Source organism: Sphingobium sp. FG11, assembly GCF_057809915.1.
The window spans coordinates 63,926-82,131 of sequence record NZ_JBMDKW010000004.1 but is presented as its reverse complement, the minus strand read 5'-3'; the positions used below and the strand labels follow the sequence as shown (position 1 = coordinate 82,131).

Genomic DNA, 18,206 nt, shown 5'->3' with positions numbered 1-18,206 from the left:
GACCGGGTTCCCGGCCAAATCTTATTTGCTGGCGGCGTTATCCGCAGGAGCCGCTGCGTTTGCGCTGTTGGCGGTCGCATTGCCAGCGGCGGCATTGTCGCCTCCTGCGGCTGGCGCGGCGTCGGCGGCGGGCAGCGGAAGGTTGGATCCTTGCGTATTGAGCCAGGCGATGATGTTGGCGCGATCGACCGGGTTGCCGAGACCGGCGAAGGTCATCTTCGTGCCGGGCGCGAAATCACGCGGCGAAGTCAGCCAGTGGTCGAGATTTTCGAAGGTCCACTTGCCGCCCTTCTTCTTGAGCGCGTCGGAAAAGGCGAAGCCGCCCTTGCCCGCGCCGACTTCCTCACCGACCGTACCGAACAGATTAGGACCAATGCCATTGGCGCCGCCCTGATTGACGGTGTGGCATGCCGCGCACTTCGCGAAGACTTTCTCGCCCGCCGCGACGTCGGCCTTGGCCAGCAGCGTGTTGAGACCGGGGCCAGCAGCGGCGCCACCGGCGCCTTCGGCTTCCACGCCCTGAATGGCGTAACCCATTTCTTCGGGACGCTCGTCATGGAAATATTTCGAGCTGACGATCGCGCCGCCCAGGGCGACGATGCCCGCGAACAACGTCCAGCCCGCAATGGTGTTGAAACGATCGCCCATTCGCTCGATTTCCCTTGAATTTCTGTTCCGGCGGCTTGTTTTCGCGCCCCCTCTAGCGCGCTGCCATAATGGCGCAAGTGCGAACGCGCAAGCACGGACGACACAGATGCGCCCGCTTTTACTCATGCGTTTGCAACCGGCTTTCCCGACGTGTGCTTGCACATGAACGCCCGAGTGCCTAAGCGCGCAAGCCTCATGGAAAACTATCCTGCTCCTGCCCGCGTACTGGTCGCCGACATGGCGCGCGAGGCCGCCCTCGATCCCAGCCGCGCCGTTGCCTATCAGGGTGCGCCGGGCGCCAATTCTCATCTCGCCGCCCTTGGCTATGCGCCCGATTGCGTGCCGCTACCCTGCTTTTCGTTCGAGGATGCGATCGACGCCGTGCGATCGGGGCTGGCCGCGCGCGCGATCATCCCGATCGAGAACAGCCTGCACGGGCGCGTCGCCGACATGCATTTCCTGCTGCCCGAATCGGGTCTGGCGATCGTCGACGAATATTTCCTGCCCATCCGCCACTGTCTGATGGCGGTCGACACGACGCCCGTGAAGAAGGCGATCAGCCATCCGCAGGCGCTGGGCCAGTGTCGCCACTATCTGCGCGAGCGTGGTATCCAGCCGGTATCCTATGCCGACACGGCGGGCGCGGCCGCGCTGGTCGCGGAGGCAGGCACGCCCGGCGATGGAGCGATCGCGCCATACCTTGCGGCGGAACTCTATGGGCTTCGTCTCGTCGCCGAAAATATCGAGGATAGCGACGATAATATGACGCGCTTTCTGGTGCTGGCGAAGGAGCCGCAATCGCCGCGTGCCGGTGCCGGCCCGGTGATGACGACGTTCCTGTTCGAGGTGAAGAATGTGCCCGCCGCGCTGTACAAGGCGATGGGCGGCTTCGCCACGAACGGCGTCAACATGACCAAGCTGGAAAGCTATCAGCGCGGCGCGAGCTTTGCGGCGACCGAATTTTACTGCGATATCGAGGGGATGCCGGGCGACCCCGCGATCGATCGCGCGCTGGCAGAACTGGAATTTCACACCAAATCGGTGCGCCTGCTGGGCAGCTACCGGCAGGCGCGCGCTCGTACATAAGGGCGATGCGGGCCGTGACCCGAACGCGTGCAGCGGCTATAGGCCGGTCATGATCGGCGCTATCCTGATTTCCGCACTGGCCATGAGCGTCATCGTCGGCGTGCGCTATCTCCTGATAAGCGGGGGCTTTGCGCTGGCGACCAGACTGCGGCAACCGGGCCTGTATCGCGGGCTGGACCGGCAGATTAGGCGTGAAATCGCCTGGTCGCTGGCGTCGGCCTTCATTTACGGCATTCCGGCAGGGATCGTGGCGTGGGGATGGCAGGCGCGGGGATGGACGCAGATCTATTCCGATGTGCAGGATTGGCCGCTCTGGTATCTGCCGGTGTCGATCCTGCTCTACCTGCTGGCGCATGATGCATGGTTTTACTGGACGCATCGCTGGATGCACCGGCCCCGGCCTTTTCGCGTCGCCCATGCCGTGCATCATGCCAGCCGTCCGCCCACGGCCTGGGCGGCGATGAGCTTCCACCCATGGGAGGCGCTGACCGGCGCGGTGGTCATTCCCGCCCTTGTTTTTATGATCCCGATCCATGTGGGCGCGCTGGGCGCGGTGTTGACGATCATGACGGTGATGGGAGTGAGCAATCATATGGGATGGGAGATGTTTCCGCGCTGGCTGGTGCGCGGGCCATTGGGTGGCTGGCTGATTACCGCCACGCATCATCAGCGGCATCATGACCTTTATGCCTGCAATTACGGCCTGTATTTCCGGCTATGGGACCGGGCGTGCGGGACCGATCGTGGGCTTGGCGCATTCGGAGCGTCGGGCGCATGATGGCGCGCAAGTTGCTGGTCTGCGCCCTGATGGTGACGCTCGCGGGGGCCGCGCCGGGCGATCAGGCGCAGCCGTTGACGATGACCGTCGCGGGGCTGCGATCGACCAAAGGGCGAATCCTCGTCTGTCTCACGCGATCGCCGGATCATTTTCCGGATTGTTCAGGCGACTCCACGAGCCGGCATTTCAATCTGCCCGCGACCGGCGATGTGCTGGCCCTTGGCCTCACCGAACCAGGGGATTACGCCATTTCCATCATCCATGACGAAAATGGTAATGGCCGGCTCGACACCTTCGCCGGCATTCCGCGAGAGGGCGTCGGCTTTTCGCGCAATCCCGTACTGCGATTTGGTGCGCCGCGTTTTGAATCCGCGCGCTTTTCGCTCGGCGGCGCGCCGGTGAGGCAGGATATCCGCGTCAAATATTTCCTGTGATCCGGGGTGGGCGGAACCGTAACCCCGGCGAAACATTCTGAAGTTCAGTCGATATACAGGGTAACAGGGGCCAGTATGAATCCAATTCGTTCACTCACCGGGGCATTGATGCTTTCGGCGCTGTCCTGCGCAGTTCCAGCGCTCGCGCAGGATGATCCGCAGCACAGCACCCTGACCATCGGCGTCGGCGGCGCCTATGTCCCGAGCTATGAGGGGTCGGACGATTATCGCGCCATCCCGATCGCGCAGGCGCGCGGCAAGGTGCATGATTTCGCCTTCTGGACGCGCGGCACCAGCCTGTATGTCGACGCCATCCCCAATACCGACGATAACGGCGTCGATTTCGAGTTGGGTCCGGTGGTCAATGTCCGTCTCGACCGTACCAGCCGCAAGAGCATCAAGGATAATGCCGTCCGCGCGCTCGGCAAGCTGGACACCGGGATCGAGGTCGGCGGTTTCGTCGGCATCGGCAAGACCGGCGTGTTCACCAGCGCTTACGACAATCTGTCGGCGCGGGTCGCGGTCACCAAGGATGTCGGCGGGGCGCATAAAAGCTATGTCGTCACTCCGGCGATCGAATATGTGACCCCGCTGTCGATGACCACCTTCGTCGGTATCGGCGTGTCGGCCGAATATGTCGGCAAGAAGTTCGGCGGCTATTATTATGATGTCACGCCTGCGGGGTCACTGGCCAGCGGCCTGCCGGCCTATAGCCGCGCCGGGGATAAATCCGGATTCAAGAAAGTCTCGGCCAATCTTACCGCCGGTAAATCCCTGTCGGGCGATTTACGGCACGGCTGGGCGATCTTCGCGCTGGGCGGCTATTCGCGGGTGCTCGGCCGTTATGCCGACTCGCCGATCGTCGATATCGCCGGATCGCGCAACCAGTGGGTCGGCGCGATCGGTGTCGGTTACACTTTCTAGGCCGCGCCCATCCGGACTTGTGGCGGGAGGGTGACGCTTCCCATATTGCGCTGTATGGAAGCGGCGGCAATCCGCATGGCAGGAGATGAAAAGCGTGGCGACCCTGGGACTGAGCGACACTGAAAAGGCGCAGATCGAAGATTTTCGCCGCGACGTGGTGGACCCTTCGCGCACCCAGCTGGTGATCGTCGATTTCTGGGCCGAATGGTGCGGGCCGTGCAAGCAGCTTGGCCCGGTGATCGAAAAAGTCTGTGCCGATTACGCACCTAAGGGCGTCAAGCTGGTCAAGGTCGATGTCGATCAGAATGGCTTCATCGCCAGCCAGTTCCGGGTCCAGTCGATCCCGACCGTCTACGCCGTTTTTCAGGGACAGCCGGTCGCCGATCTCAGCCAGGCGCGGACCGAGGGGCAGCTCAAGCAGATGCTGGACCAGTTGCTCGCGCAGTTGCCGATCGAGTCCGAGGAAAAGTCGCAGGCGCAGGAAATCGCGCCCCTGATCGCGATGGGCGAAGAGACGCTGGCCGCAGGGGATGTGGAGCGGGCGCTGTCGATCTTCGATCAGATCGATGCCATGGTTCCCGATCATGCGGAGGTCGCATCGGGCCGGGCGCGGGCGCTGACGGCGCTCGGACGGCTGGATGAAGCAGAGGCCGTGCTGGAGGCTCTGCCCGCCGATGTCGCCAAGGATGCTATCGTGGATCGCGCGCGCGCGGCCCTTGCACTGGCACGCGATGCCCGTCCGGTGGCGGATCTGTCGGCGGTGGCGGCGAAGGTCGCCGCCGATCCCGACGATCATGAGGCACGATTCGAACTGGCGGGTGGGCTGATGGCCAATGGCGATCGGGACGCTGCGGCGGAGGCTTTGCTGGAAATCGTACGGCGCGACCGCGCATGGAATGAAGGCGCGGCGCGGGCGCAACTGCTGACCCTGTTCGAAGCGGTGGGCCTTGAAGATCCATGGGTGTCGGCGCAGCGCCGGCGGCTGTCGCAGATCTTGTTCGCCTGAAGGCCCGGCGATGGCGCGGGTTTCGATATTTCCCCTTTCGGGCGTGCTACTATTGCCGGGCACGGACCTGCCGCTGCACATATTCGAGCCGCGCTACCGGGCGTTGATCCACGATGCGATGGCGCGGGATCGGCGTATCGGCATGATCCAGCCGCGTGACGGCGGCCCGGTGCCGTCCCTGTTCGATGTCGGGTGCCTCGGCCATATCGCCCAGATCGAGGCGCTGAACGATGGCCGCTTCAATATCGTGCTGCACGGACTGGCGCGGTTTCGGGTCGTGCGCGAACTGCCGGTGGCCACCCAGTTCCGGCAGATCGAGGCGGATGTCGAGCAAGTGCTGGACGATCCCGACGACATATTGGCGGCGGTCGAGCGGGCGGCGCTGGAGCAGGAATCGCGACGCTTTGCGGCCGCGCTCGGCTATGTGGTCGACTGGTCGGCGGTGTCGCGGCTGGACGACGCGTCGCTGGTCAATGGCATAGCCCAGATCGCCCCGTTCGACGCCGCCGCCAAACAGACGCTGCTGGAAGCGGATTCGCTGCGTGAGCGGTCCGAACTGACGATCCAGCTGATGCAGATATTCGGCCGGATCGAGCGCGACGGCGGGGCGACGATGCAATGAGCGGGGCGATTGACCCGCAACTGCTCGCGCTATTGGTTTGCCCGCTGACGCGCACGCCGTTGCGCTGGGATGCGGAGCGGCAGGAATTGATATCCGACGCCGCAGGGCTGGCCTATCCGGTGCGGGATGGTGTTCCGGTGCTGATCGCGGCGCAGGCGCGATCTATTTGAACGCAGCGATGCATTCAACCTCGACTGGTGTGCCCAAAGCCAGGCCATTGGCGCCGAACGCGCTGCGGGCGGGAAGGCGCTTTCCCGCGAAATAGGCGAGATAGACGCCATTGAACCGCGGCCAGTCCGCCATGTCGTCCAGCATCACCGTGCATTTGACCACATCGCCGAAGTCGAGATCATTGCCGGCTAGGATCTTGCCGATCGAATCCATCGCGCTCCTGACCGCCGCATCGAATCCCGCGCCATGCCTGTCCATGCCTTCAGGAATCCGACCGATCTGGCCGGACAGGAACAGCAGGTCGCCCGCGCGCACGGCGGGCGAGTAGGGGAGTTGGGCAGGGAGGGGCGGAGGCGGGGAAGGCGGTTCGGCCAGGGCAGATGTGGCGGCGAAACCCAGAAGGGCGGCGAGCAGAGTCTTCATGATATTCCCTCTCCCCCATCACTTTCCTTCGCTACCGCTCCGCAGAAAAGGGGCCGGTCCTCTCGAACCGGCCCCCTTGCTATGACCTCGCTCAGAATTTGAAGTCGATGCGGGCGTAATAATAGCCGCCCGCCGACCCATAAGCGCCGTGGCCATAATAGGCGTTCCAGCTCGTCGTGCCATTCTCATACGGCGACTGACCGGGAAGCACGGTGACGCCGTTCAGCAGCTTGGGCATTTCCGGCCGCTTGTCGAACAGGTTGTTCGCGCCGACCGAGAAGCTGATATAATCGGTGAAATCATAGCCCAGTTCCAGATCGGTGATCCCGGTCGCCTTGACTACGCCGTCCCGCTCCAGCGACTGACCGTTCATCGCCGCCGCCGAAAGCGCGGAGCGAACGAGGATGCTGGTCTTGCCGTAGAAGGTCTGGCGCAGATTGGCCGAAAAACGTCCGGTGGTGAAGTTCACGCCCGCAACCACCTTATATTCCGGTGATGCGTCCTCGATATAGCTTTCGGACTGGGCGCTGAAGAGGGCGCTATTCTTGTTGTTGGTGATCTTGGTCTTGTTGTAATTCGCCGTCAGCGACAGGTCGAGCTTGCCGAAGTCGAGCGGCACGGCATAACGGGCGGCGAAGTCGATGCCCTTTGTTTCGGTATCGATCAGGTTAGTGAAGCTCGCCACGCCGAGCGTCTGAAGCCCGGTATCGAGCACGAGGCCGGTCGATGCGATGGCGGCAAGGATGTTTTCCGCGCCCGCCACCGGCAGCCCGCCCTGGATCGCGGGCAGCGATGCGGTGGCGGAAATCCGGTCCTTGATCTTGATATAATAGCCATCGATGGTGATCGCCAGCCGGGGAACCGGCCGCAGGACGATGCCTGCGGAGAAGTTGGTCGATTTTTCCGGACGCAGCGCGTTGAAACCGAGCAGCGTCGCGGCGGGCGAACCGGCCGGAAGCTGAAGCACGGCGCTGGTCGGGCCGACATTGACAGTCGAATAGAAAGATTCCGCCAATGTCGGAGCGCGGAAGCCGGTGCTGGCGGTGCCACGGATCGCGAACGCATCCGAAAAGTCATAGCGCGTCGTGATCTTGCCGATCTTGGTATCGCCAAAATCGCTATAATCCTCGTAGCGGCCGGCGAGATCGACGGTCCATCCTTCGACGGGCGTGGCGATCAGGTTGATATAGGCGGCCTTGGAACTGCGCGAATGGTTGCCGGCGTCGATGTCCTTGTAGCCGGGGAAGGACTGCACGCCTTCCTTGTAGGTGGACGCGAAGTCGCCGGCCATGATTTCATAGGTGTCGCGGCGATATTCGCCACCGAAGGCGAGCGTTAGCGGCGCGGCCATGCCGATCTCGAATTCCTTGCGGATGTCGAGCGTGTTCGTCAGCTGGCTGAGCCGGAACCCGCCATCATAGGCGGTGCTCGGTGTGTTGGGCGTGACGGTCGATCCGGGCGTTTGCGAGGCCTGATACGATTCGATCCACAGCGCGCGGTGGGCCGAATCTATCGTCCAGATCTTGTTCTGGTCATGGCCATAGGTGGTGCTGAGGTCGTAGTTCCAGCCGGACACTTCGCCCTTCACGCCGATGGTGAAGCTATATTCGGTCTGCTGCACCTTTTGCTGGGGCACCATGCCGAACGTGCCGGTGTCCGCGAAACAGGTGCCAAGGTTGGTCGGGCTGGCGCAGATGCGGTTGGGGGGGCGATAGCCCTGTTTGGCATAGCCGACCCGGCGGGACAGGTCGCCGAAGCTGTACAGTTCGATGCCGCCGAAATCATAACCCATATTGTAAAACAGGATGTTGAGCTGAGACTTGGCCTGGCCGCCATTGATGCCGTTCAAGTCCAGGCCGGCCCATGCGGGGTTGTAATAATTGCTGGTCGATGCGAACTGCCCCGCATAGACGCCCGCCGCGCCGACATAGGGTTTGCCGTCGATCGTGGACATCGTGACCTGGCCGGTGCCGATCGAGGTGTAATTCTGGCGCCGATGAAAGCCGGTCAGGTTGAAATAGCCGTCCTCGCCCAGTTTGAAGCCGACATTCCCCGAAGCGGAAAAAAGCTCGCCCTCGCTGTTATAATATTGCCCGCCCGTGACCTTGAAAGTGCCGCCGTCGGTCTGGTCCTTGAGGATGAGATTGATGGCGCCCGCGATCGCATCGGTGCCGTAGACCGCGGCCGCGCCGTCCTGCAACACTTCGATGCGCGACACGGCGTCGGGCGGGATGAGGTCGATGCTGGGGGCGGCGGACCCCTGAAACGGCCCGGCGATCACCTGAAGGATGGCGGAGCCGTGGCGGCGCTTGCCATTGACCATGACCAGCGTGTGATTGGGGCTGAGGCCGCGCAGGCGGGCCGACAGCGCGAAGTTCGACATGTCGGTGCCCTGCGTCTGGGCGGTGAAGGACGGGACCATCTGGGTCAGCGCCTGGTTGAGATTGGGCTGGCCGACATGGCTCAGCGCTTCCTGGCTGAACACCTGAACCGGCGCGGCGCTGTCTGCGGCCTGCATGCCAACGGCGCGTGTGCCGGTGACGATGATCGCGGCGCCTTCATCGGCCTGTGGCTCTTGCGGCGCCTCCTGAGCGATGGCGGCGCACGACCAGGACGAAGCGAGAATGAACGATAGTTTCAATGCGGATAGGCGCGTCATAGATGTCCCCTGTAACATTATGATGACAGGGGAGATGAACGAAGCGGCTGCGGCGAACCTCTACCGCAATGCACAAAATAGTCGAAAAATGCTAAATATTACACCGCATTTCCACACGATTGCTGACTATATTCAGCTCGCAAGCGCGGCATCGATGAGGGCGCGCGCTTCCTTGCCCTGCCAGTCCAGCGAGCCGATCACGCGCACCATTTCCTTGCCATGGGCGTCATAGATCACGGTGGTGGGCAGCAGGCCCGTGGCATAGTGAAAGCCGAATTGGTTGTCCGGGTCGGTCCACGCCTTGAGATGCGGCCAGGCATGTTTGGCGAAGAAGGGGGCGGCGACGCTCTTGCCCTGCGTGTCCTGCGATATGGTGAAAACGGCCAGCCCCCTGGGACCATATTCGGCGGCGATAGCATCGAGCGTGGGCATTTCCGCGACGCAGGGCGCGCACCAGGTCGCCCACAGGTTGACGAGCATCGGCCGCCCGGCCGCATCCTGCAAACGGGCGTCGCCGCCCGCCGGATCGCCAAAGCTGAAATCGGGGGCGGGGGTTCCCGCCTTGCTGCGGTCCAGCCGGTAGCTCGCCTCGCCTGCCTTGCCGCCAGTCGCTTCGCCGCCGGTCGCTTCGCCGCTGGTAAGGGATGTATTGGCTTGTGCGTCCGCTTGCCCTGGAGCCGGTGATTGCCTATCGCAGCCGCCAAGCCCGACAGCCAGGAGCAGTGTCATTACCGAGCGTAAGGAAGGTTTCACGGGAGCTGGCTCCAATAGCATGTGGGGCGGTCGGTTCGCGGCCGGGCCGGCTGCTGTCATGCGGGAGATAAATGCCTCCATCCCGTTCGACAAGCGATTGTGGCGGCAGGACATCGCCGGGTCGAAGGCGCATGTCGCGATGCTGGCGAAGCAGGGCATCGTTTCGGGCGAGGATGCGACGGCGATTGCGAACGGGCTGGACGCGGTCGCGGCCGAATATGAAGCGCGCGGCGTGCCGGTCGACCTCGACCTTGAAGACATCCATATGGCGACGGAATCGCGGCTAGCCGAACTGATCGGCCCGGCGGCGGGGCGGCTGCACACGGCGCGATCGCGCAACGATCAGGTCGCGACCGATTTCCGCCTGTGGGTGCGCGACGCCATCGAGGAGGTCGAAGCGGGGCTGACCGGGTTGCAGCGCGCGTTGCTCGACCGGGCGGCGGAGCATGCCGATGCGGTGATGCCGGGCTTTACCCATCTGCAATCGGCGCAGCCGGTGACGCTGGGTCATCATCTGATGGCCTATTATGAGATGATCCGGCGCGACCGCAGCCGCTTTGCCGATGCGCGCGCGCGGCTGGACGAATGTCCGCTGGGCGCGGCGGCGCTGGCCGGGACCGGCTTTCCGATCGATCGCCACGCGACGGCGGCGACGCTGGGCTTCGCGCGGCCGACCGACAATAGTCTGGACAGCGTGAGCGATCGCGATTTCGCGCTCGATTATCTGATGGCAGCCACGCAACTGGCGTTGCATCTGTCGCGGCTGGCGGAGGAGTTCATCATCTGGGCGAGCCAGCCCTTCGGCTTCATCAAGCTGCCCGACGCTTATTCGACCGGCAGTTCGATCATGCCGCAAAAGCGCAATCCCGACGCCGCCGAACTGGTGCGCGGCCATGCCGGGCGGATCATGGGGTGCATGAACGCGCTGTGCGTGACGATGAAGGGCCTGCCGCTCGCCTATTCCAAGGATATGCAGGACGACAAGCCGCCGGTGTTCGAGGCGCATGACCTGATCGGCCTGTCGATCGCGGCGATGACCGGGATGATCGGATCGGTGACGTTCCGCACCGACCGGATGCGGGCGCTGGCCGAAAGCGGCTTTGCGACCGCGACCGATCTCGCCGACTGGCTGGTGCGGGAAGGCAATGTGCCGTTCCGCGAGGCGCATCATATTACAGGGCGCGCCGTGGCGGCGGCGGAGCAGGCCGGGGTGCAACTCGCCGACCTGCCGATTGCCGCGCTGACCGCGATCGACGCGCGGATCGACGCGCGGGTTTATGCGGTGCTGACCGTCGATGCTTCGGTCGCCAGCCGCCGCAGCCATGGCGGCACCGCGCCCGATCAGGTGCGCGCACGGATCGCGCAGGCGCGCGGCGAACTGGAGGGCGAGGCATGAGGATCGCGAAACTGGCGATGGCGGCGGGATTGCTGGCTGGGCTGGCGGCCTGTGGCGGACGCCAGCCTTTGAAGCCGGTGCCGGGGCAGCCTTCGCCCGCCATCCCGGTCGGCGCGGAATCGCCGCCGACCGCCGCGCAACTGACCGAGCCGTCGGTGCAGGCGCGACCGCAGCGCAATGTCGAATTGCTGACCCAGTCGCGCAAGCGGGCGGACGATTATTTCGATCTGCCGCCTGAAAAAACGCCCTGAACCGCCTCCTGAGGACCAAAAGTTGGATCATTTCGAATATAGCGACGGCGTCATGCTGGTCGAGCAGGTGCCGATGGAAGCGATCGCGGCAGCGGTCGGCACGCCGGTCTATGTCTACAGCACCGCGACGCTTGCGCGTCATGTCGGCGTGTTTCGCGAGGCGCTGGGGCGGCTCGACGATCCGCTGATCGCCTTCGCGGTCAAGGCCAATCCCAATGCGGCGGTGCTGGCGACGCTGGCGAAGCTGGGGCTGGGGGCCGATGTGGTGTCGGGCGGCGAGTTGCTGCGCGCCGTCGCGGCGGGCATTCCGGCGAACCGCATCGTCTTTTCGGGCGTCGGCAAGACGGAAGCGGAAATGCGCATCGCGCTGGAACAGGGGATTTTTCAGTTCAATCTGGAAAGCGAACCGGAAGCCGAGATGCTGTCGCAGGTCGCGCTGTCCATGGGCCTGAGCGCGGCGGTGGCCTATCGCATCAACCCGGATGTCGATGCGGGCACCCACGCCAAGATTTCGACCGGCAAGTCGGAAAACAAGTTCGGCATTCCCTATGACCGGGCGCTCGCCTCCTATGCGGCGGCGCGCGACCTGCCCGGCCTCGATGTGCAGGGCGTCGCGGTGCATATCGGTAGCCAGTTGACCGATCTGGCCCCGCTGGAAGCCGCCTTCACCAAGGTCGGCGCGCTGATCCGCCAGTTGCGCGCGGCGGGGCATGATATCCGCACCGCCGATCTGGGCGGGGGCCTTGGCGTGCCCTATGATCCCGCCCTGCCGGTGCCGCCAAGCCCGGCGGCCTATGGCGAGATGGTGACGCGGGTGACGCAAGGGTGGAATGTCCGCCTGATGTTCGAGCCGGGGCGGGTGATCGTTGGCAATGCCGGGGCGCTGCTCTCGCGCGTCATCCGCGTGAAGGAGGGGGCCAAGGCGCCGTTCGTGATCGTCGATGCGGCGATGAACGACCTGTTGCGGCCGAGCCTTTATGACGCCTGGCACGATATCCGCGCGGTGCGGCCCGTCGGCGCGCGGCTGGCGTCCAATGTCGTCGGCCCGGTGTGCGAGACCGGCGATACCTTTGCGATGGGACGCGACATGGATCGGGTGGCGGCGGGCGATCTGGTCGCCTTCATGACTGCAGGGGCCTATGGCGCGACGATGGCCGGGACCTATAATAGCCGCCCCCTGACGCCCGAAGTGCTGGTGTCGGGCAACAAATGGGCGGTGGTGCGCGCCCGCCCGCCGGTCGAGGCGCTGATCGAGGGCGATAGCATTCCCGACTGGATCGCGGCGGACTGATGCACAGCCTGCCCGTCTTTCTGCGGCTGACGGGTCGGCCGGTGATCCTGACCGGCGCGGGCGAGGCGGCGGAGGCCAAGCGCCGTCTGCTGGAGCGCGCGGGTGCGCTGGTGGTGGGCGAGGAAGGGGCGGCATCGCTGGCGATCGTCGCTGATGGAGACGAGGCGGTGGTGGCGCGGTTGCGCGCGCGGGGCGTGCTGGTGAACGCGACCGACCGGCCGGAACTTTGCGATTTCACGCTGCCGGCGATCGTGGATCGCGATCCGGTGCTGATCGCGATCGGCACGGGCGGCGCGTCGGCCGGGCTGGCCAAGGCGTTGCGGCAGCGGATCGAGGCGCTGTTGCCCGCGCGGCTGGGGGCGCTGGCGACGGCGCTTTATGCGGCGCGGGACGCGATCCGGGCGCGATGGCCCGATGCGGGCGCGCGGCGGCGGGCGATCGACGCCGGACTGGCGGCTGGCGGGGCGATCGACCCGTTGGGCGCGGGCGTGGAGGGCGTGGAGCGCTGGCTTGCTGGCACGAGTGATGCGGGGCAGGGCGGACTGGTCCCGGTGCGGTTGCATTCGGGCGATCCCGATGACCTGACGCTGCGGATGGCGCGGCTGCTGGGGGAGGCGGACCGGGTCTATCATGCGCCGGATGTGCCGGATGCGATACTGGACCGGGCGCGGGCCGACGCCGCGCGCATCGGTGTGGATCAGCCACCCGCGGAGCCGGGGGCGGGCCTGTCGCTGTGGCTGGAGATGCCTTTATGAGCCGGGTGTTCGTGTTCGACGGCCATCAAGGGCAGGAGATGTCGATCGAAGCGATGCGGCAACGGCCCGAGCAGGCGCCGTTCAGCTGGATTCATATCGACGGCACGCATGAGGATGCGCGCGAGGTGGCGGAGCGCTGCGGCGATATGCCGCAGGCGGCGCTGTCCGCGCTGCTCGCCTATGAAACGCGGCCGCGCTGCACGATCATGGGGCATGGCGCGCTCGTCAACCTGCGCGGGCTGGGCACGGTCGAGGAAGATGAGGGCGATCCGCTGGTGTCGATCCGCATGTGGGCGGAACATGCAAGGGTGCTGACGGTCAGCCTGCGTCCGCTCGCCGCGCTGGAGCCGGTGGCCGCGCAAATGCGCGCCGGGGCGATTCGCGATCCGGGCGACCTGATCGCGGCCTTCGCGCAGGAGATTACCGAGGCGCTCGATCCCGAAATCGCCGAACTGGGCGATCATCTGGACGAGATCGAAAGCGCCCTGACCGAACATGGCGCGCCCGAAGCGCGCCGCCGGGTGTCGGATATCCGGGCGACCGCGATCGGCTATCGCCGCTTCATCGCGCCGCAGCGGCAGGCGCTGGAGCGGCTCTCGCTGGCCGATGCGCCATGGCTGCACCCCGACGACCGGCTGCATTTGCAGGAAGCGGCGGACAGGTGCGCGCGCATGGCGGAGGAACTGGAGGCCGTGCGCGAACGATCGGCGCTGGCGCATGAGGAATTGACCGATTTGCGGGCGGAGCAGATGAACCGGCAGGCGCTGGTGCTGGCGGTGGTGGCCCTGGTGTTCCTGCCGCTCACCTTCCTGACCGGCCTGCTCGGCATGAATGTCGACGGCATCCCCTTTGCCCATGAATCCTGGGCCTTCGCCGGGGTCGTCGGCATGTGCGTCGTGATGGCATTGGGCATTGGCGGCTGGTTCGCCGCGACCAACTGGCTGCGGCGCTGACGCTGGTTCAGGCGGCCGGGTTCAGGCGGCGGCGCTCAGCCGTTCGATCTGATCGTGCAGGGCCTGGATCGAGCTGACGAGGCGCGATCGATCCGCCTGCATCGCGAGCAATGCGTCGCGGGTTTCGCCCAGCTCCACCGCGCGGCGGGCGATGCGGGCGTCGAGTTCCGCATTGTGGCGTTTGAGCGCCCGCAGCTTTTCCGCTTTCGCAAATTGATGCCGCAGGCGCGCGTCGAGCAGGTCGAAGTCGAAAGGCTTGACGATATGATCGTCCGCGCCCGCCTCCAGCGCCGCCACGGCGGATGTGGCGTCCAGACGCCCGGCGATCATGACGAAACTGGCATTGTCGGCGAGGCCGGAGGTGCGGATCTTCTGCATCGTCGCCACCCCGGACAGCATCGTCATCCCCATGTCGATCAGGATGATGTCGGCGGGACGTGTGACCAGAATATTGAGCGAGACGAAGCCATTTTCGGCGAGGGCCACATCATGGTCGAGCTGCGACAGCCGTCGGCCGATCAGGCTGCGCGCCGTGGGACTTTCGTCGATCAGGAGGATGCGCAGGCGACGCTGATAATCCTGTGATTCCAGATCAGCCGGGCGGCGAAGCCGGCTCCGCTTGAAAATCGGCATGGGGACCCCTCATTGCATCGGGTCAATCTAGGAAGGCCCGGCAAAGAAATGGTTAACGTGAACGCGCGGGGTCAGCGCGCGTGGGCGCGCATGAACATGTCGGTCGCGAACACCGCATCGGCGAGGATCAGATCGGCCGGTGCTACATCGATCACCCCCCATACCAGTTGCTGGTGACAGCCCGACATCGCCAGCGTCATGAGCGCGCGTGCCGCCATCCCAGGATCGGGCGCGCTCAACTGGCCGCGATCGGTCGCTCCGGCGATGTAGGCGGCAAGGTGACTGCGGGTCTGAAGCGGGGCATGCTGATAAAAGATATTGCCCATTTCCGGAAACCGTCCCGCTTCGGACGAAACCAGCCGGTGCAGGGCGATCGCGTCGGGCGACGTCACCTTTTCCAGCAGGCTGACGCAGAAATGGCGCAGAGTATCCGCCACCTCCTCCCCCGGATCGAGAATCTGTTGCAGGCGCTGGCGATAATCATTGGTCATCCGGTCCAGCACGGCGGCGAACAGCGCTTCCTTGGAGGGAAAATGATTCCACAGCGTCCCCTTGGACCCGCCCAGGGTCGCGGCGATGCCCGACATGGTCGTACCCGCATAGCCACTGTCCATGAAGGACCGCGCGGCGACCGCCACTATAGCCTCGCGCCGTTCGAGTCGGCGCGCTTCCCGGCGGCTGATGGAGGAAAGGACAGGCGGTGTCATAAAAGCGTACTATATAGTACGATAATGTGGTTGACAAGGGATGGGGTGCGCGGCAAAGCCCGATTTCATACTCAATGGTACGGTTTGATATGTCGGTGAGTCGAATCCCTAATATGGTCCGTACCAGTGCGCTTGGCGCGACCCTCGCACTGCTGGCGGGGTGTGCTTCCATCCCCGATCTTGGTCCCCGGCCTGAGCTGCGTTCCGCCCAGAGCGTTGCCGCCATGCGCAGTCTGCCGGCGAGCGCCGCGGCCTGGCCGGGCGACGGCTGGTGGAGCGCCTATGGCGATCCGCAACTGGATCGTCTTATCGCCGACGGGTTGACGGGATCGCCCGATGTCGCGGCGGCCGCAGGACGCTTGCGCCGCGCGCAGGGACTGGCCCGGCAGGCCGGTGCAGCCTTGTTGCCCAGCATCGATGCGCGCGGCAGCGTGACCGAGGAACGGCAGAGCCTGAACAACGGTTTTCCCGATAATTTCAAGGGGTTCCTGCCGCAGGGATGGAACGACCATGGGATGGCCGCCCTTTCGCTCGACTTCGATCTCGACCTTTGGGGAAGGAACCGGGCCGCGCTGGCGGCGGCGACGTCCGAGCGGCGGGCGGCGGAGATCGACGTGGCGCAGGCGCGGCTGATGCTGGCGACCGGCATCGCCGAAGCCTATGCCGATCTGGCGCGGCTGTATGCGGAGCGCGACATCGTCCAGGGTGCGTTCGACATTCGAAGCGCGACGCGCGATCTGGTCGTCAATCGGGTCAGAAGCGGCCTCGATACGCGCGGCGACCAGCGGCAGGCGGAAGCGGGCGTGCTGTCGGCGCGGGCCGATCTCGCCGCCGCCGACGAGGCCATAGGGCTGCGTCGCAATCAGCTCGCGGCGCTGGTCGGCGCGGGACCGGACCGGGGGCTGGAGATTACGCGTCCGGCGCTCGCCAATCTCGTCCCGCGCGGCTTGCCCGCCGACGTCACGACCGATCTGGTAGGCCGACGCTCCGACGTTGCCGCCGCGCGCGCGCGGGCGCAGGCAGCCGCCAGCCGGATCAAACAGGCGCGCGCCGCCTTTTTCCCGGCGATCAACCTTTCCGCGCTGGTCGGGGTGCAGGCGTTGGGGCTGGACCTCATCACCAAAAATGATTCCATTTATGGCAGTGCCGGACCGGCGATCAGCCTGCCGATTTTCCATGGCGGCGCGTTGTCCGGTGAATATCGCGGCGCGCGGGGCGCCTATGACGAGGCGGTTGCCAATTATGACCGTACGGTACTGGATGCCTATCGGGAGGTGGCCGACGCCGTCACCAGCCAGAAGTCGCTCGATCATCGGCTGGCCGACGCCCGCGCCGCGCTGAAGGCGTCGCAGGATTCCTACAATGTCGCGCAACTTCGCTTCAAGGGCGGCCTGTCCACCTATCTCGACGTTCTGCTGATCGAGGAAAGGCTGCTTCAGGCGCGTCAGGCCGTCGCGCAACTGGATACGCGGGCTTTTACGCTCGACATCGCTCTCATTCGCGCGCTGGGTGGCGGTTTCGCCGCCGGCGACGCACTGCCCAAGGATCGACCCCATGGCTGACGCCGCGCCTGAATTTACCGCTGCCGACAAGGATGCCGAGGAGCGCGTGGCTGCCCAGGACCGGGCGCAGACGCGCAAGACCTGGCTGATCCGGCTGGCGCTGGCGGTGGCCGTCGTGGCGCTGGTCTACGGGCTTTGGTATCTGTTGATCGGCCGCAATCATGTCGACACCGACAACGCCTATGTAAACGCTGAAATGGCGCAGGTGACGCCGCTCATTTCCGCGCAGGCGATCGAGGTCGCTGTGACCGACACGCAGACGGTCAGGCGCGGCGACGTGCTCGTGCGGCTGGACCCCACCAATGCGCGGATCGCGATCGCGCAGGCGCAGGCCGACCTCGCCGAAGCGCGTCGCCGGTTCCGGCAGTCGTCGGCCACCAGCACGGCCCTGTCGGCGCAGGTGACGGCGCGCGGCGCGGACATTGCCCGCGCGCAATCGCAGGTCGCGGCGGCGCAGGCCGATTTCGACAAGGCGCAGGTCGATTTTCAGCGGCGTGAGGCGCTGGCGCCGGCCGGCGCGGTGTCGGGCGATGAACTGACGAGCGCGCGTAAATCCTTCATCGCGGCGCGGGCCGCGCTGGCCGTGGCGCAAGCGGGCGTGGCGCAGGCACAGGCCAGCCGGGGCGCGGCAAGCGGCGAACTGGCCGCGAACGATGCATTGGTCCAGGGTTCGACGATCGACACCGATCCGGCGGTGCAGGCGGCGCGGGCGCGGCTTGACAGCGCCAGGCTCGATCTGGATCGGTCGGTCATCCGCGCGCCGATCGACGGCATCGTCACGAAGCGTCAGGTGCAGGTCGGCCAGCGCGTCGCGCAGGGCGTGGCGATCATGACCATCGTGCCGATCGACAAGGTCTATATCGACGCCAATTTCAAGGAGCGTCAGCTGCGCCGGGTGAAAATCGGCATGCCCGCGCGCGTGACCGCCGATATCTATGGCGGGGACGTGGTCTATCATGGCCGGGTCGTTGGCTTTTCGGGCGGCACGGGATCGTCGCTGTCGCTGATCCCGGCGCAGAACGCGACAGGCAACTGGATCAAGGTGGTGCAGCGCCTGGCGGTGCGCATCGCGCTCGATCCCAAGGAACTGGCGGCGCACCCGCTGCGCGTCGGTCTTTCGACCGAGGTCGAGATCGACCTGTCGGGCGGCTGAG

Annotated in this window: 20 protein-coding genes; 14 read left to right on the top strand and 6 right to left on the bottom strand. The window is 65.4% G+C overall.

Annotated elements, in window-relative coordinates; translation table 11 throughout:
• Positions 1-21: 21 nt before the first annotated feature.
• On the bottom strand, positions 22-648 hold the full coding sequence (locus ACODSN_RS04735; RefSeq protein ID WP_489053546.1) for a c-type cytochrome: 627 nt from the start codon (positions 646-648) through the stop codon (positions 22-24).
• 195 nt (positions 649-843) lie between these two features.
• Between ACODSN_RS04735 and ACODSN_RS04730 the strand changes: the two genes are divergently transcribed.
• The 7 genes from ACODSN_RS04730 to ACODSN_RS04700 all read left to right on the top strand — a co-directional run bounded on the left by ACODSN_RS04730 (position 844) and on the right by ACODSN_RS04700 (position 5,668).
• Positions 844-1,734, top strand: coding sequence for a prephenate dehydratase (locus tag ACODSN_RS04730; RefSeq protein ID WP_489053545.1), 891 nt, complete (start codon positions 844-846; stop codon positions 1,732-1,734).
• Between the two features lie 49 nt (positions 1,735-1,783).
• On the top strand, positions 1,784-2,512 hold the full coding sequence (locus tag ACODSN_RS04725; protein WP_489053543.1) for a sterol desaturase family protein: 729 nt from the start codon (positions 1,784-1,786) through the stop codon (positions 2,510-2,512).
• Positions 2,509-2,946: a DUF2141 domain-containing protein gene (locus ACODSN_RS04720; RefSeq protein WP_489053541.1), complete on the top strand. Its 438-nt coding sequence runs from the start codon at positions 2,509-2,511 to the stop codon at positions 2,944-2,946. Before ACODSN_RS04725 ends, ACODSN_RS04720 begins: the two co-directional genes overlap by 4 nt.
• Before the next feature lie 75 nt (positions 2,947-3,021).
• Positions 3,022-3,870, top strand: coding sequence for a MipA/OmpV family protein (locus tag ACODSN_RS04715; RefSeq protein WP_489053539.1), 849 nt, complete (start codon positions 3,022-3,024; stop codon positions 3,868-3,870).
• A gap of 94 nt (positions 3,871-3,964) precedes the next feature.
• A complete protein-coding gene (locus ACODSN_RS04710; protein WP_489053537.1) occupies positions 3,965-4,876 on the top strand; it encodes a tetratricopeptide repeat protein in 912 nt (303 codons plus the stop codon).
• Positions 4,877-4,886: 10 nt separating this feature from the next.
• Positions 4,887-5,498 (top strand): LON peptidase substrate-binding domain-containing protein, encoded by a 612-nt coding sequence (locus tag ACODSN_RS04705; RefSeq protein ID WP_489053535.1) that lies wholly within the window; start codon positions 4,887-4,889, stop codon positions 5,496-5,498.
• The gene (locus ACODSN_RS04700; protein ID WP_489053533.1) at positions 5,495-5,668 is read left to right on the top strand and encodes a Trm112 family protein; all 174 of its coding nucleotides are present in this window, start codon (positions 5,495-5,497) and stop codon (positions 5,666-5,668) included. The genes ACODSN_RS04705 and ACODSN_RS04700 overlap by 4 nt, the downstream gene beginning before the upstream one ends.
• On the opposite strand, the gene ACODSN_RS04695 is transcribed toward ACODSN_RS04700, so the two are convergent.
• The 3 genes from ACODSN_RS04695 to ACODSN_RS04685 all read right to left on the bottom strand — a co-directional run bounded on the left by ACODSN_RS04695 (position 5,661) and on the right by ACODSN_RS04685 (position 9,480).
• A complete protein-coding gene (locus tag ACODSN_RS04695; protein ID WP_489053532.1) occupies positions 5,661-6,092 on the bottom strand; it encodes a RidA family protein in 432 nt (143 codons plus the stop codon). The two genes, ACODSN_RS04700 and ACODSN_RS04695, sit on opposite strands and share 8 nt — an antisense overlap.
• Before the next feature lie 91 nt (positions 6,093-6,183).
• Positions 6,184-8,751 carry a TonB-dependent receptor plug domain-containing protein gene (locus ACODSN_RS04690; RefSeq protein ID WP_489053530.1) on the bottom strand — a complete coding sequence of 856 codons (2,568 nt, stop codon included), beginning with the start codon at positions 8,749-8,751 and terminating at the stop codon, positions 6,184-6,186.
• Between the two features lie 132 nt (positions 8,752-8,883).
• Positions 8,884-9,480, bottom strand: coding sequence for a TlpA family protein disulfide reductase (locus tag ACODSN_RS04685; protein WP_489053529.1), 597 nt, complete (start codon positions 9,478-9,480; stop codon positions 8,884-8,886).
• 43 nt (positions 9,481-9,523) lie between these two features.
• Here ACODSN_RS04685 and argH point away from each other — a divergent pair, with 43 nt between their 5' ends.
• Genes argH through ACODSN_RS04660 form a run of 5 tightly spaced genes read left to right on the top strand, consistent with a single transcriptional unit; the run spans position 9,524 to position 14,150 of the window.
• Entirely contained in the window at positions 9,524-10,900 is a 1,377-nt protein-coding gene (gene argH / locus ACODSN_RS04680) for an argininosuccinate lyase (protein WP_489053527.1), read from the top strand.
• Complete coding sequence (locus ACODSN_RS04675) at positions 10,897-11,151, top strand: hypothetical protein (protein ID WP_489053526.1); 255 nt, start codon at positions 10,897-10,899, stop codon at positions 11,149-11,151. Before argH ends, ACODSN_RS04675 begins: the two co-directional genes overlap by 4 nt.
• A gap of 22 nt (positions 11,152-11,173) precedes the next feature.
• On the top strand, positions 11,174-12,442 hold the full coding sequence (gene lysA, locus ACODSN_RS04670) for a diaminopimelate decarboxylase (RefSeq protein ID WP_489053525.1): 1,269 nt from the start codon (positions 11,174-11,176) through the stop codon (positions 12,440-12,442).
• Positions 12,442-13,197 (top strand): precorrin-2 dehydrogenase/sirohydrochlorin ferrochelatase family protein, encoded by a 756-nt coding sequence (locus ACODSN_RS04665; protein ID WP_489053524.1) that lies wholly within the window; start codon positions 12,442-12,444, stop codon positions 13,195-13,197. Before lysA ends, ACODSN_RS04665 begins: the two co-directional genes overlap by 1 nt.
• Complete coding sequence (locus ACODSN_RS04660; protein WP_489053523.1) at positions 13,194-14,150, top strand: zinc transporter ZntB; 957 nt, start codon at positions 13,194-13,196, stop codon at positions 14,148-14,150. The genes ACODSN_RS04665 and ACODSN_RS04660 overlap by 4 nt, the downstream gene beginning before the upstream one ends.
• Positions 14,151-14,171: 21 nt before the next feature.
• Here ACODSN_RS04660 and ACODSN_RS04655 read toward each other — a convergent pair whose 3' ends face one another.
• Both ACODSN_RS04655 and ACODSN_RS04650 read right to left on the bottom strand, forming a co-directional pair.
• Positions 14,172-14,783, bottom strand: a complete 612-nt coding sequence (locus ACODSN_RS04655; RefSeq protein ID WP_489053522.1) for a response regulator — start codon at positions 14,781-14,783, stop codon at positions 14,172-14,174.
• Positions 14,784-14,854: 71 nt separating this feature from the next.
• Positions 14,855-15,490: a TetR/AcrR family transcriptional regulator gene (locus ACODSN_RS04650; RefSeq protein ID WP_489053520.1), complete on the bottom strand. Its 636-nt coding sequence runs from the start codon at positions 15,488-15,490 to the stop codon at positions 14,855-14,857.
• 89 nt (positions 15,491-15,579) lie between these two features.
• On the opposite strand from ACODSN_RS04650, the gene ACODSN_RS04645 reads away from it, so the two are divergent.
• Complete coding sequence (locus tag ACODSN_RS04645; protein ID WP_489053518.1) at positions 15,580-17,052, top strand: efflux transporter outer membrane subunit; 1,473 nt, start codon at positions 15,580-15,582, stop codon at positions 17,050-17,052.
• Positions 17,045-18,205: an EmrA/EmrK family multidrug efflux transporter periplasmic adaptor subunit gene (locus ACODSN_RS04640; RefSeq protein WP_489053516.1), complete on the top strand. Its 1,161-nt coding sequence runs from the start codon at positions 17,045-17,047 to the stop codon at positions 18,203-18,205. Before ACODSN_RS04645 ends, ACODSN_RS04640 begins: the two co-directional genes overlap by 8 nt.
• Position 18,206: the final 1 nt, after the last annotated feature.